We start from the raw sequence: 12,135 nt of genomic DNA, 5'->3' as shown, positions 1-12,135 counted from the left end.
TTAACCTAGTGGCTTGGGTGCAAGGCATCGTTGAGGTACATACATGTTAGTACCGCAAAGACGTAAGCCTGCAAGAAAGCTACGAGGAATTCCAAACCTGTGAGTGCAACTGTCATTAGCAATGGCAATGCAGCACCCATGAACCCGAGCGCACCTTGTGCACCCATGGCAACAATAAATCCGGCAAACACTTTAAGTGTGATGTGACCCGCCAACATGTTCGCAAACAAACGAACAGACAAGCTGATTGGACGTGAGAGGAATGAAATAACCTCAATCATAACAACCAATGGCATCAAAACGCCGGGAATGCCCGAAGGCACAAATAATTTTAAGAAACCTAGACCATGCTTCATCACACCGTAGACAACAACTGTGCCGATCACGAGCATTGCAAGAGCAAATGTTACGATGATATGGCTAGTGACTGTGAAGAAATATGGGAACATGCCAAGTAGGTTGGCAATAAGAACGAACATGAAGAGGGAGAACACGAGTGGGAAGAAACGCATCCCTTGTGATCCGGCCCCGTCTCGCAGCATTGAAGCAACAAATTCATAAGCCATTTCAGAGATCGATTGTAAGCGCGTTGGGATCAACCCACGGTTTGCTGTCGTCGACATCAAGAAACCAGCTGCAACAACGGTCGTTGCGACCATAAACAATGAAGAATTGGTGAAGGAAAAGTCCATGCCACCAATCTCAATTGGAACGAGTTTTGAAAGCTGGAACTGGCTGATAGGATCGTTAGCCACGTTGTTTCTCTCCTAAATTTCCGGCACAAACCGGACTAAACACATACCCAAAAGGGTTCTAATCTTCTTTCGATGAATAGCCGACTTTTGGCTTTTCCACCGCGCCCACAGAGCGCAAAACGTTTAATACACCCGCAACAAACCCCAACAGCAGGAAGATGATCATCCCCCAAGGCGCGGTTTGCGCATACGTATCGAGCACATAGCCTAGAATAGCACCGACAAACACAGCTGCGATAAATTCACTGGAGAGCTTAACTGCAAGGGCATATCCCTTGCGATCTCCACCTTCATCGCCTGCCTTGTCTTCGTCTTCCTTTTGCTTGGATGCTAATTTTGCTTCCAGCTCCTGGCGACGGGTCTCAAGACTATCTACCATACACCCTCACATTCGCTTTCAGTTTCGACTTGAAGTCTCTCACTAAAATAGCGCCGAATTTATATCAACTTGGCGCCCTTTTAACATACCAAAAGCAGCCCGCAAGGCTGTTTGTAATTTGCGCGCAACATAGTTTTACATTGTTGGATAGTCAAGCAGTAGATTAGGGCAGCAATTGAACTTATTTCACCATTAAATTCAACAACTTACAGCATCTTGCAACGATTCACAAAAAAATGCTGCGTAAACTTTTGCCAATTGCGACAGTGTTACACAGCATTTACAGCGATTTTAGGGCGAAATATCAGCTCCAGCCACCGTTATGAGTGACATAAAAGATGTGCAAACCGATTCGACCGACGCGACGCATCTTCTTTGCCCAGCGCGGACGTACATAAGTTGCGTGATAGTGCGTTGAAGAGCCAACCTGCTTAAACCAAATTTTCCCCGCAGTTGTTGCAAGGGCAATTTCTTCTGCAATATTCCATGCTTTAGGTGATCTCACCCGATCGCGAATACCATCACAAGCAAATGAGAACTGGCAACGGTTGCGCCAGGTTTTATTTTGATAAACAACACCACAAATAGTGTTTGGATAAGTTGGGTTTCGAACGCGGTTTAAAATAACCTGAGCAACAGCTGCCTGACCGGATAGTTTCTCACCGCGTGCTTCGAAATAAATACCCGCAGCAAGGCAACGTTGTTCGCCTGCGGAAAATGCAGCTGGTGGTAATGGATCATCAGCCCAAGCGTGATCACCCTTTTCAATTGGGGGAATAAAACGCCCACGTTTTGGTCCATCATTTAAGACAGAAGCAAATGGGGATTGTTTAGCATAGTCTTTTTTTGGTGGGGCATAAGCTGTTGCCAAGATATCTGGATTATCATTGGTAATAAGGCTTGCAAGCATTGTTGGAACTTGTGCAGAAATCTGAGGCTTATCCTGTTTCTTATAGAACACGGATGCGACCTGGAGTTCTTTGCCAGCAATTTCCTGCTTTTTAAACACCATTGCAACGTCGTCAGATGATTTTGGGATTTCCAAAGAACTTTGTTTGCCAATAATTGACCCGGCCGAGAAGTTTTTAGGTGGCTGAGATGGTGCGACAGCTATTACTCGGCCTTTTTTAAGGTGGCGTGTAATGCGATCTTCATCAGGTGTGAGTTCTTTGCCACCGATTTTTGCATCAAATGCTACGGTTTCACCATTGCCAAGATCCAATCCAGCACTCGGTGCCACTGATCCTGTTAAAATTGTATCTGCAAAGGCAATTTGCGCTTTTTCAATCGAACCGGCAGGGGCTGTCGTCATATGCATGCGCCAGCGATCATCTTGATTGCCAAAACTGCTCAAAAGAGCGGCTGTATCAGATTGGGCAACAATGGTGGGGGTAAACATAAATCCGACAACGCCGAATAAAAAAGGTGCGGCTATTCCGCTTAGACGCGCCAAAACGGGGCGAGCCTTAGAACTCTTATTACGCACAACACTACTCCAACAAAAACTATAACTCGGTACAAAACTAGCGATGATCATAACTCGTTAACCTTGATGAAGAGTTAATATTGTTGGTGCGCCTCCCTTGCTTGTCTTTCAAACCAATATTTGTGGCTAAAAAGAGGTGAGTTTTAAAAATTGCCTCAAACATGGTGTTTGTTGATAAATGTTACAATCAAATGCGTATAAACCTGTGATTTTGCCCAGATTGGGATAAATATTAGACCAATTATTCAAATTTTATTGCGAAATGGTGGGGAAAGGCGCATGGATAATTAAAGAGACTACTTCTCTTTAAGGATGCGACTATTTCTGACACCAAGACAATAACTGATACAACGAAAAATATGATGCGCAGAACAACAAGCCCAATCCATGGATTGTTGTTTATGGCGAGCGGCATGTTTTTGTTTTCAATGGTGGATACAATTGCCAAGTTTTTGACAAATGATTTTCATCCCGTACAAGTCATGTGGTCACGCCAAATCGGATTGGTGACCGGGGTGTTGATTATCGTTGCGATCAAAGGTCTTTCGATTTTTCATACTAAACGCCCTTTCCTGCAAATCACACGAGGCGTTGCGGCAGCAGGTTCCGGGATCCTATTTATTTTTGCAATTGTTTACGTACCTTTAGCAGATGCAGTGGCTGTGAGTTTCGTGGCACCCTTCTTGGTAACCGTGATGGGTGCTCTATTCTTAGGAGAAAAAGTCGGCATCCGGCGTTGGACCGCTATATCCATTGGTTTTCTGGCGACACTCCTTATCATCCGTCCGGGATTGGGAGTTGTTCACCCAGCTGCATTTTTGGTGGTAATCGCAGCATCTTTATTTGCATTGCGGCAAATCTTATCGCGCGCGCTTATTGCTGACAGCGTCACAACAACGGTTGCTTTTACTGCGCTTGTTAGCGGCGCATTTTTAACAATACCGCTCCCCTTTGTCTGGCGAACACCTGATTGGGGGGTAGATCTTGTTTTGTTAAGCGCCCTCGCCATTCTCGCAGCAATTGCGGAAATCTGTGTGATTAAAGCGCTTTCCATGGCCGAAGCCGTTGTTCTAGCGCCTGTCCATTACACGCTTATTATATGGGGCACACTTTATGGCTTTTATGTTTTTGGGGATTTTCCCGATATTTGGACATGGATTGGTGCCATTATCATTACAGTTTCGGGCATATACACAGTTTATCGTGAGCATATCGTGTCCAAACAGAAGAAACTTGAAACTGCGGAAAGTTCATAAGCATGATGGAAATACCAAAGCTTGTTATCTTTGATTGTGACGGTGTTCTTGTTGACAGTGTGATGGCGCATAGCGAAGTGATGTCAGATAACTTCGCACGGTATGGATTACATATGACACCGATTGAAGTGCGTGATGTTTTGGGTGCAGGCAAGATGTCGGAAATAGGCGTTGCCGCCAAGAAGCTTGGCGCGCAATTACCAGACCATTGGCTGGATGAGATCTATAAAGAGATCTTCGACAGGCTGCACCAAGGTGTTGAACTCATTCCACACATTAAAAATGTTGTTGAACGCGTGGTTGATAGCAATATTCCTATTTGTGTCGCCTCAAATGGCAGTGTTGAAAAAATGAAGATCATGCTTGGATCAAGCGGTATTCTAGACATGTTTGATGGCGCAATCTTTTCTGCACATGATGTTAAATCCTGGAAACCCGAACCGGGATTGTTTTTACATGCCCTTAATACAATGAACGTGCGGCCCCAGGATTGTGTCGTGATCGAGGATAGTCCAACCGGGGCAGATGCCGCGCAACGCGCTGGGATCAAATGTTTAGGCTATGCAGCCGAGACAAACCCCAAGGAATTACTCGCGTTTGGCGCAACAACATTTGACGATATGCGCGATGCTTTAAAACTCATCGGAATTGAATAAGCATGAGTGCTTATATTGCGCTGTTTGTTTTCTCATTGCTCGCGGCAACTTTATTGCCGGGGGGGCTGAGGTCGGTCTGGCGGCGTTGATATCAGCTGGTGATCATTCTCTTATCTTGCTAATTCTCTTTGCCACTTTTGGCAATGTCCTTGGTTCTTTGATCAATTGGGCGCTAGGTCGCTACTTTAATCACTTTCAAGATCGCTCCTGGTATCCGATCAATTCCAATCAAATGGATCGTGCGGAACAATGGTATCGTAAATATGGTCGCTGGAGCTTGCTTGCAAGTTGGGCTCCTATTATTGGTGATCCCCTTACATTAGTAGCGGGTATATTACGCGAACCCATCGTTAGTTTTATCGCGCTCGTGGCAATTGCAAAACTTGCACGTTATCTTGTGGTCTCTGCACTCGTGCTTCAAATTATTTAAACTGGATCCTCATGCCCCGCACGCAATTAATTGGCCATTTGGCAATGCTCACTTTGTCTTTCCTCGTCGCAGGGTCCTTTAGTCTGGGTTCGATCATCGCCCATCTTGTGCCGCCTGATGCTTTAACAGCACTCCGATTTACCACCGGCGCGATATTAATGGGCTCAATTGCTGTTCTGTCTGGGCAGATCAAACTTGATCATTTAAAGCGGGGTTGGCGTTTCTTGCCATTGGGCGGGCTGTTTTCAATATATTTTGTAACCATGTTTGAAGCACTGAAAGTTACCCAACCTGTATCAACCAGTGCGGTCTTTACACTTGCACCGCCACTTACAGCCATATTCAGCTATTTCATACTAAAGCAGATTTCGACCAAGCGCATCTCTATTGCGCTCACCATTGGAGCCATAGGCGCTTTATGGGTGATTTTTCGCGCAGATCTCGCTGCTTTCTTGAGTTTTAACATTGGTAAAGGTGAGGCAATATTCATTGTCGGCGTAATAGCACATGCACTTTATACACCGCTCTTTACAAAGCTCTCGAAGGGAGATCCGGTCATCGTATCCACTTTTGGGGTGATGGTGGGTGGAACGATAGTCCTTTGGGCCTTTTCGTTTAATAATATTGTCACGACAGACTGGGTCAGCCTGCCGATCTCTTTTTGGTTGGTGTTTATTTATCTCGTTGTCGCCGCCAGCTCGCTGACATTCTTTTTGTTGCAGTTTGCGGCTCTTCGCCTGCCCTCTGCCAAAGTTATGGCCTATACTTATCTTGTTCCCAGTTGGGTGATTGTTTGGGAATTTGCCAGAGGTGATGGCCTGCCAAGCCTTAAGATCTTAGCTGGCATAGCGATCACAACGATATCACTCATTCTACTATTGAAAAATGAGAATTAATCTACGCTTTAGTTTTTACGGCGTTTGCGATTTTCAAACGGATTATCGCCAGAGCGATATGTAATGCGAATAGGCACAGCCGGCATATCAAAATCTTCGCGCATTTTATTTATCAAATAGCGTGTATAAGAAGTTGGCAATGCATCCGGGCGCGTACAAGACACCATAAATCCAGGTGGGCGAGATTTAATCTGTGTCATATATTTAAGCTTCAAACGACGACCCGATACCGCAGGTGGCGGATGTTGAGCCGTGGTCATATTGAGCCAACGATTTAAACGCGCCGTCGGAATACGTTTATTCCAAGTTCTGTGCGTTTCAATAACTGCCTGCATGAGTTTGTCTAACCCGTTGCCCAATCGGCCAGAAATCGGAACAGCTAAAATTCCGCGAACTTGGGGCAATAAACGTGTTGTCTCTTCGTGCAGATATTTCAACGTTGCCTGACGATCTTCAACCAGATCCCATTTGTTAAATGCGATGACAAGCGCACGTCCCTCTCGCACCACCATATCGGCGATATGAAGATCTTGTTTCTCAAACGGGATTGTCGCATCCAAAACAATGACAACAACTTCTGCAAATCGGATCGCGCGCAATGCGTCAGCAACGGAAAGCTTTTCTAGTTTTTCCTGAACTTTAGCGCGTTTTCGCATGCCAGCGGTATCAAACATTTTGATCTTACGATCATTCCATTCCCATTCAACAGAAATAGAATCGCGTGTAATTCCGGCCTCTGGACCCGTCAGCAGACGATCTTCACCCAAATACTCATTGATTAGAGTAGATTTCCCCGCATTTGGGCGTCCCACCACGGCAATGCGCAAGGGTTTTGATGTATCGATATCAGGCTCAATCTCACCCTCATAATCTTCATCAAAGTCATCATCATAGACATCAACATCAGTGATCGCTTCATCAAAGCCATCATCTTCATCAGGGAAGGCAACAAATTCGCCCACCGCTTCGACGATTGCGTCTCTTAGGTCCAGCATACCTTCGCCATGCTCAGCTGAAATTGGGCAAGGCTCGCCAAATCCTAAACGATAAGCGTCCATGAGATCCGCGCCGCGTGCTTCTGCTTTATTCGCCACAAGCACAACAGGCTTGCCGCGTTTGCGCAAAAGGCGCGCAAGTGTTTCATCAGCTGGGGTAATGCCTTCCTTGGCATCGACAACGAACAAAGCAACATCTGCTTCATCAATGGCAAGTTCGGTCTGCTCTCGCATCCGCCCTTCCAATGTGTCAGGCGCTTTCTCTTCAAGACCTGCCGTATCAATCATACGAAATGTCAGATCGACAAGCTTGGCTTCTCCCGGTCTACGATCGCGCGTTACACCCGGGGTATCATCTACAAGCGCAAGTTTTCGACCAGCCAAGCGGTTAAACAAGGTTGATTTGCCAACATTTGGCCGTCCAACAATGGCGATTGAAAAACTCATGAATGTCCAGTTCTGTGCAATCGGGCAATAATTCAATGCCCGTTACGCTAATTTTTTATGACGTTGAGGAGCGCCCAGCTATTAAGTCGAGAATAACTTGTGCGCGTGCAGCAATCTGCTGTGGAGTTGAGGTATCTTCAACCACCAAGGTAAACCAATCCTTCGCTCGCGTTAGGTCGTTTGCCTTAAATGCGGAAAGACCCAAAATTTCACGTGCGGAATGGCGCATCGTATTTGTCGTGTTTGTCAAAATCTCAACTTCAGCGGCTACTTCATCATAAGAGCTGACATCCACCATGAGATAGCCGGCGCGAATTTTGGCAACATCTTTAAGCGCATCAGCAACTGAATTGTCATTTGCGACAGATTGAAATTCTGCGATCGCGCCTTGAGCATCACCTTGTTCAGCCAACACTGTCGCAGCGCGCATTTTCGCAAGAACCGGATATGAGCCATACCCTTCCGCTTTCAACTGATCAAAAGAAGCAAGAGCTTCTTCGTTTCTGCCTTCACGTGCATGGGTTAGAGCTTCAAGGAAAATGTCACCTGATGCAGCTGCTTGGCCATCCACCCAATTTTTATAGCCAACGTTACCTGCAACGCCGACAACAATGGCAACTGCACCACCAATGATGAACTTTCCATATTTCTTCCACAATGCATTGGCCTGATCCGAGCGTAGCTCTTCGTTGACCTCGCGGATAAAATTGTCGTCTTCAGTGCTCATTTCACTATCCAGTTATTACTACGGCCAATTGCTAGCGAGGCCGTATTCATCTTTAAAAATGTTCAAGACCGCCTTCTAAACCATTTTGCCAAAGTTGAAAGAAGTTTTTGCGCTTCCTTGCTCCTTAGGGTGCAAAATTATGTTATAAGTATCATAATCGTTGTTTTCGAGGGGTTTCACCTCAAATCTTTGCGAGGTTTCATTGGTCGATATTGAAAAAGCAAAACTAAGGCTTCAGTCGGTTAAAGATGAACTCGAAGCATTTTCTGAATTATCGTCGGATGCACGTGCGCCGGTCAAACTTGATCAACAGTCCGTTGGGCGCTTATCGCGAATGGATTCTATGCAGCAACAAGCCATGGCACAAGCACAGGAACGAAACCGTCAACGTGATCTTGTTCGTATTGAAATGGCGCATCGCCGTATATCAGAAGATGAATACGGATATTGCGCCAATTGTGGTGAAGAAATCCCAGATAAACGCCTTGAGATTGACCCTATGGCCGAACGCTGTGTTGGCTGTGCAGATTAGCCAAGTTGTTTATTGCTGAAATAGGAGATCAGACCCCAAATTAACTCTTTTTGGTTGAAATTTATAATTCTTTATAATAACTTAAAGTTGCTTTTCAAGGTAGGGGCAACTTAAATGGGAAAACCTAAGCCTGTTACACTTTCGGTTCACAGAGCTATTGTTAGCGATGACTTTCCGTGGACGTTAGGAAGTTTGCTACAAAGAATAAAATCCGAAATAAAAACTATTGATAGCTCTGTTGATCGAGATTTATTTAGTAAAGTCGAAATTGGCTTCCCACCATTTCCGGAGACCAACGATGCAATTGCCGCAAAATTTGCACTATACGAAGAAGGCTCAGAGAAGAGTACCATTCTGAAGAATAAGACAACTGAAACATATTCCACTGGTACCCAAGCTGCAAAAGAAGAACATGAATTTTTAGATCGAGAAGTGGCGATTTTGGTCGATCGCAACATAATGCTGGCCTGCGGCTTAGGTAATCGATCTTCGCTGTTGATTGAATCAATATCTAAGCTGGCTGATCGCTGCGGTATTAAAGTGCATCCCACTTCGTTCATATTTGTTGATGCGGCCAACAAACTAACTTTGGGACGAATTAAATCGGCTGGAGTTAAATATGTAAAATTTGATGCCACAAACTACTTAGGAAGTTTTGATGCTTCATCAGGTGGAATTCTCGATTCAATTTTTGGACCAGCTTCTGGAGAATACGCTTATCAAAAACAAGAAATGACGGCTGAAGTGATTATTAGCAAAATGAAGCTCAAAACAGAACCAAGGCCAAAGAACGAGTGGCTCAAACAAACCGCAATCGATGCATTCCAAGATGAAGATATTAGCAGCTACACAATAGTGCTCGACGACGATACAGAATGGAGAGAGGGAGAACTAAAACTCAAAAAACCAGCAAAAATCCCCAGTGACGGCTCGACTTTTAATGAGATAGCAGCATTACAAGCGATGTTAGATTATCATAGGGAACTCAAGAAATTGGGTCTTTTAGATTGAGTAACCCGGCATTAATTCGATTTTTGTTTTTTTGCATAATAGTATTGCTCGGACTGAGTGCTGACACTTACGCTTATTCTTTTCCTCAAAATATTAAAGATGCTTCGCGCCCGGCAATTACTGCTCTTAGCATTATATTTGGTCTATCAACTGCAATTTCTTCGGTAATAGCAACAACCTTAAGTGATAAGCGTACTTCCTCTACTGATCCAGCGCTTGCAGCTTCTCAGCGAATCAAAGCAAAAATAGATGACAACAGAACATTAAATAGACTTACTTTACTTTATCAAATCACCCTTTTGACAATTATCACAGGAGTAACTTATCTAGTGGCAATAGATGATGCCACCTGCTCACAATTAACAAGAATATTGGCTGCCATATTCTCTGCAGGCATGACGGTCAGTCTATTTTCTGCGCTACTTCTTCCAGGGTTACTCACATCAACAATCAAGCGTAACAAGTACCTTCAAAGACTTTAAAGTGCCGAAAAATAAGTTTCACCAGTCGCCAGATTCCCGACGTTTACACTCAAACATCTTCTGTCGTCACATGCAAGGCATCGCTCCATTGTCTGGGTGACTGACCATACATGCGTTTAAACTCTCGGCTAAACTGAGAGGCACTTATATAACCCACATCCAACGCCGCTTCGTTAACGGTCATGCCGCCAGCAATATTCATAGCTGCGTTATTCAAACGCATGGATTTCACAAATTGGATGGGTGACATTGCAGTCGCTTGTTTAAACTTGCGGTGAAAGACCGTTCGGCTCATGCCTGCACGCGCTGCCATTTCATCAATTGAGATTGGCTCCTTTAAATTATCAGACACATAAGAGATTGAACGCGCGATCGCATTGCCAACACCAAATGCTTGACGCGCGAAATAACCCGCCTCACCTTTTAGCAATGCATAATAAAACTCTCGCAATCGCGCTTCACCCAAAATAGAAATGTCAGTCGCGTTGCCTGTTAAATCAAGCAGCCGTGAAAGCCCATTGGCAAAATCATCATTCCATTTGGATAATTTAATCCCTTGCGATAATTCGCCTGCAATGGACGAGCTATATCTGCCTTCTGCATTATCCATCTCAATCACCAATTCGGTCATCACACGCTGGTCGAGCGAAATATAAACACCATAAAGCGGATCCTTTTCCGATGCTTTGGGCGTTCCTGCCATGACCGGCATCGACATGGGGCAGCACATATATTGGCTATTATCATAGACAAATTGGCCACCCTCGAGCACGGCCTCTTTGGATCCACTCACAATTGCGATCACACATGGCTCATAAACCACGGGCGCACATGGCACCGGGTCCGTTGCGCGAAATAACTTAACGCCATTTATTCCTGTCTCGACCAACCCGTCTTCTTGGACCCTTTGTTCGATAAATTCTCTAATCAATTGCTTGTTCATGCGACTAACTTATTGTGCGATATCACCCGTATCAACTGCCCTGGTACGAATAGGCAAGTATTCGCGAGTATCGCACCTGTTTTCCATCAATTGTGGGAGTTATTTACAGGCCCAAGACACAAACTGATTTTAAAAGACACTCTGCATTTGCGGAAAAAGGAGCAAATTCCATGAAACATAAACAGTTCGGGCCCAAAGGTTGGACACCTGATAATCTTGGACCACAAGCGGGCAAAACTTACGTCATCACAGGCGGCAATGCAGGCGCTGGTTATCAAGCCACACGCATTCTTTTAATCAAGGGCGCCAAAGTCATTATGTTAAATCGCAGCGCAGAGCGTTCAGAAGCAGCCGTGAAAGATCTCAAAGCGGAATTCGGAGCTGATGCTCAGGTTAGCTATATTCGCATGGATTTATCTGATCTTGCGAGCGTGCGCCAGGCGGCAACTTTACTGTTGGCGCAAACCCCACAAATTGATGCTCTAATTTGCAATGCTGCGATCGCGCAAGTGCCAACCCAAAAATTCACCAAAGACGGTTTTGAAAGCCAATTGGGCACCAACCATTATGGCCATTTCGTTCTTTGCGGAATGCTTTTTGATCTTCTTGATAAATCCCATGGCCGCATCGTTGTGGTTGCGAGCTTAGGCTATAAACTCGGGATCAGAACCATCCAATTTGATGATATAAATTGGGATAAAAATTACAGCGCGAACCCAGTCTACAGCCAAAGTAAATTGGCACAAATGATGTTTGCCTATGAGCTTCAGGACAAGATCAAAGCGGCGAGCAAAAATGTTAAAGTCTATGTATGCCATCCGGGCGCATCGGCAACATCTCTTATTAGCACCAGTGGCGGTCTGTTAACACGTGCTGTTTGGTGGTTTATGTCCAAGACACCAATGGTGCAATCCGCCGAGCGTGGTGCTTATCCTGAAGTTATGTGTGCAACTGCTGACGGCTTGGCAGAACGTGCCTTTTACGGCCCGACAAAGCGCATGGAAACCGTCGGTCCTGTGGGTGAAGGCACGCTAGAACCTTACGCCTATGATAAAGGCGTGATGAGTAAATTGTGGGATGTATCTGAAGAGGCAACTGGATTTAGATGGGGTATTTAAACCACCTCAAATTTCACACAAA

General features: G+C 45.1%; 14 protein-coding genes. 8 read left to right on the top strand and 6 right to left on the bottom strand.

The window, feature by feature from the left end:
- Positions 1 to 5: 5 nt before the first annotated feature.
- The 3 genes from ACZ1GZ_RS06960 to ACZ1GZ_RS06950 all read right to left on the bottom strand — a co-directional run bounded on the left by ACZ1GZ_RS06960 (position 6) and on the right by ACZ1GZ_RS06950 (position 2,620).
- On the bottom strand, positions 6 to 755 hold the full coding sequence (locus tag ACZ1GZ_RS06960; RefSeq protein ID WP_472667744.1) for a F0F1 ATP synthase subunit A: 750 nt from the start codon (positions 753 to 755) through the stop codon (positions 6 to 8).
- A 58-nt stretch (positions 756 to 813) separates the two neighbouring features.
- Positions 814 to 1,134, bottom strand: a complete 321-nt coding sequence (locus tag ACZ1GZ_RS06955; protein ID WP_472667743.1) for an AtpZ/AtpI family protein — start codon at positions 1,132 to 1,134, stop codon at positions 814 to 816.
- A gap of 304 nt (positions 1,135 to 1,438) precedes the next feature.
- The gene (locus tag ACZ1GZ_RS06950; protein ID WP_472667742.1) at positions 1,439 to 2,620 is read right to left on the bottom strand and encodes a cell wall hydrolase; all 1,182 of its coding nucleotides are present in this window, start codon (positions 2,618 to 2,620) and stop codon (positions 1,439 to 1,441) included.
- A gap of 359 nt (positions 2,621 to 2,979) precedes the next feature.
- Here ACZ1GZ_RS06950 and ACZ1GZ_RS06945 point away from each other — a divergent pair, with 359 nt between their 5' ends.
- From ACZ1GZ_RS06945 to ACZ1GZ_RS06930, 4 genes are all read left to right on the top strand, one after another.
- Positions 2,980 to 3,876 carry a DMT family transporter gene (locus ACZ1GZ_RS06945; RefSeq protein ID WP_472667741.1) on the top strand — a complete coding sequence of 299 codons (897 nt, stop codon included), beginning with the start codon at positions 2,980 to 2,982 and terminating at the stop codon, positions 3,874 to 3,876.
- Between the two features lie 2 nt (positions 3,877 to 3,878).
- Complete coding sequence (locus tag ACZ1GZ_RS06940; RefSeq protein WP_472667740.1) at positions 3,879 to 4,532, top strand: HAD family hydrolase; 654 nt, start codon at positions 3,879 to 3,881, stop codon at positions 4,530 to 4,532.
- A 115-nt stretch (positions 4,533 to 4,647) separates the two neighbouring features.
- A complete protein-coding gene (locus ACZ1GZ_RS06935; protein ID WP_472667739.1) occupies positions 4,648 to 4,962 on the top strand; it encodes a YqaA family protein in 315 nt (104 codons plus the stop codon).
- An 11-nt stretch (positions 4,963 to 4,973) separates the two neighbouring features.
- Positions 4,974 to 5,858 carry a DMT family transporter gene (locus ACZ1GZ_RS06930; RefSeq protein ID WP_472667738.1) on the top strand — a complete coding sequence of 295 codons (885 nt, stop codon included), beginning with the start codon at positions 4,974 to 4,976 and terminating at the stop codon, positions 5,856 to 5,858.
- Positions 5,859 to 5,866: 8 nt separating this feature from the next.
- Here the strand turns inward: ACZ1GZ_RS06930 and der are convergent, their stop codons facing one another.
- Positions 5,867 to 7,300 (bottom strand): ribosome biogenesis GTPase Der, encoded by a 1,434-nt coding sequence (gene der, locus ACZ1GZ_RS06925; protein ID WP_472667737.1) that lies wholly within the window; start codon positions 7,298 to 7,300, stop codon positions 5,867 to 5,869.
- A gap of 55 nt (positions 7,301 to 7,355) precedes the next feature.
- The gene (locus ACZ1GZ_RS06920) at positions 7,356 to 8,027 is read right to left on the bottom strand and encodes a tetratricopeptide repeat protein (RefSeq protein WP_472667736.1); all 672 of its coding nucleotides are present in this window, start codon (positions 8,025 to 8,027) and stop codon (positions 7,356 to 7,358) included.
- 211 nt (positions 8,028 to 8,238) lie between these two features.
- Here ACZ1GZ_RS06920 and ACZ1GZ_RS06915 point away from each other — a divergent pair, with 211 nt between their 5' ends.
- From ACZ1GZ_RS06915 to ACZ1GZ_RS06905, 3 genes are all read left to right on the top strand, one after another.
- A complete protein-coding gene (locus tag ACZ1GZ_RS06915) occupies positions 8,239 to 8,559 on the top strand; it encodes a TraR/DksA family transcriptional regulator (RefSeq protein WP_472668251.1) in 321 nt (106 codons plus the stop codon).
- Positions 8,560 to 8,673: 114 nt separating this feature from the next.
- Positions 8,674 to 9,570, top strand: coding sequence for a hypothetical protein (locus tag ACZ1GZ_RS06910; protein ID WP_472667735.1), 897 nt, complete (start codon positions 8,674 to 8,676; stop codon positions 9,568 to 9,570).
- Positions 9,567 to 10,052 carry a hypothetical protein gene (locus ACZ1GZ_RS06905; protein WP_472667734.1) on the top strand — a complete coding sequence of 162 codons (486 nt, stop codon included), beginning with the start codon at positions 9,567 to 9,569 and terminating at the stop codon, positions 10,050 to 10,052. Before ACZ1GZ_RS06910 ends, ACZ1GZ_RS06905 begins: the two co-directional genes overlap by 4 nt.
- Positions 10,053 to 10,101: 49 nt before the next feature.
- Here ACZ1GZ_RS06905 and ACZ1GZ_RS06900 read toward each other — a convergent pair whose 3' ends face one another.
- Positions 10,102 to 10,995, bottom strand: coding sequence for an AraC family transcriptional regulator (locus ACZ1GZ_RS06900; protein WP_472667733.1), 894 nt, complete (start codon positions 10,993 to 10,995; stop codon positions 10,102 to 10,104).
- Positions 10,996 to 11,165: 170 nt separating this feature from the next.
- Here ACZ1GZ_RS06900 and ACZ1GZ_RS06895 point away from each other — a divergent pair, with 170 nt between their 5' ends.
- Positions 11,166 to 12,113 (top strand): SDR family oxidoreductase, encoded by a 948-nt coding sequence (locus tag ACZ1GZ_RS06895; RefSeq protein WP_472667732.1) that lies wholly within the window; start codon positions 11,166 to 11,168, stop codon positions 12,111 to 12,113.
- Positions 12,114 to 12,135 lie beyond the last annotated feature (22 nt).

The organism is Lentilitoribacter sp. JB5-8, from assembly GCF_055693385.1.
This window is presented reverse-complemented; position numbering and strand designations above follow the sequence as displayed.

Excerpts from the sequence above, each read along its gene's own strand:
- der (WP_472667737.1), bottom strand. The coding sequence starts at position 7,300 with ATGAGTTTTTCAATCGCCATTGTTGGACGGCCAAATGTTGGCAAATCA.
- ACZ1GZ_RS06945 (WP_472667741.1), top strand. The coding sequence starts at position 2,980 with ATGATGCGCAGAACAACAAGCCCAATCCATGGATTGTTGTTTATGGCG.
- ACZ1GZ_RS06930 (WP_472667738.1), top strand. The coding sequence starts at position 4,974 with ATGCCCCGCACGCAATTAATTGGCCATTTGGCAATGCTCACTTTGTCT.
- ACZ1GZ_RS06920 (WP_472667736.1), bottom strand. The coding sequence starts at position 8,027 with ATGAGCACTGAAGACGACAATTTTATCCGCGAGGTCAACGAAGAGCTA.
- ACZ1GZ_RS06910 (WP_472667735.1), top strand. The coding sequence starts at position 8,674 with ATGGGAAAACCTAAGCCTGTTACACTTTCGGTTCACAGAGCTATTGTT.
- ACZ1GZ_RS06900 (WP_472667733.1), bottom strand. The coding sequence starts at position 10,995 with ATGAACAAGCAATTGATTAGAGAATTTATCGAACAAAGGGTCCAAGAA.
- ACZ1GZ_RS06940 (WP_472667740.1), top strand. The coding sequence starts at position 3,879 with ATGATGGAAATACCAAAGCTTGTTATCTTTGATTGTGACGGTGTTCTT.
- ACZ1GZ_RS06895 (WP_472667732.1), top strand. The coding sequence starts at position 11,166 with ATGAAACATAAACAGTTCGGGCCCAAAGGTTGGACACCTGATAATCTT.
- ACZ1GZ_RS06955 (WP_472667743.1), bottom strand. The coding sequence starts at position 1,134 with ATGGTAGATAGTCTTGAGACCCGTCGCCAGGAGCTGGAAGCAAAATTA.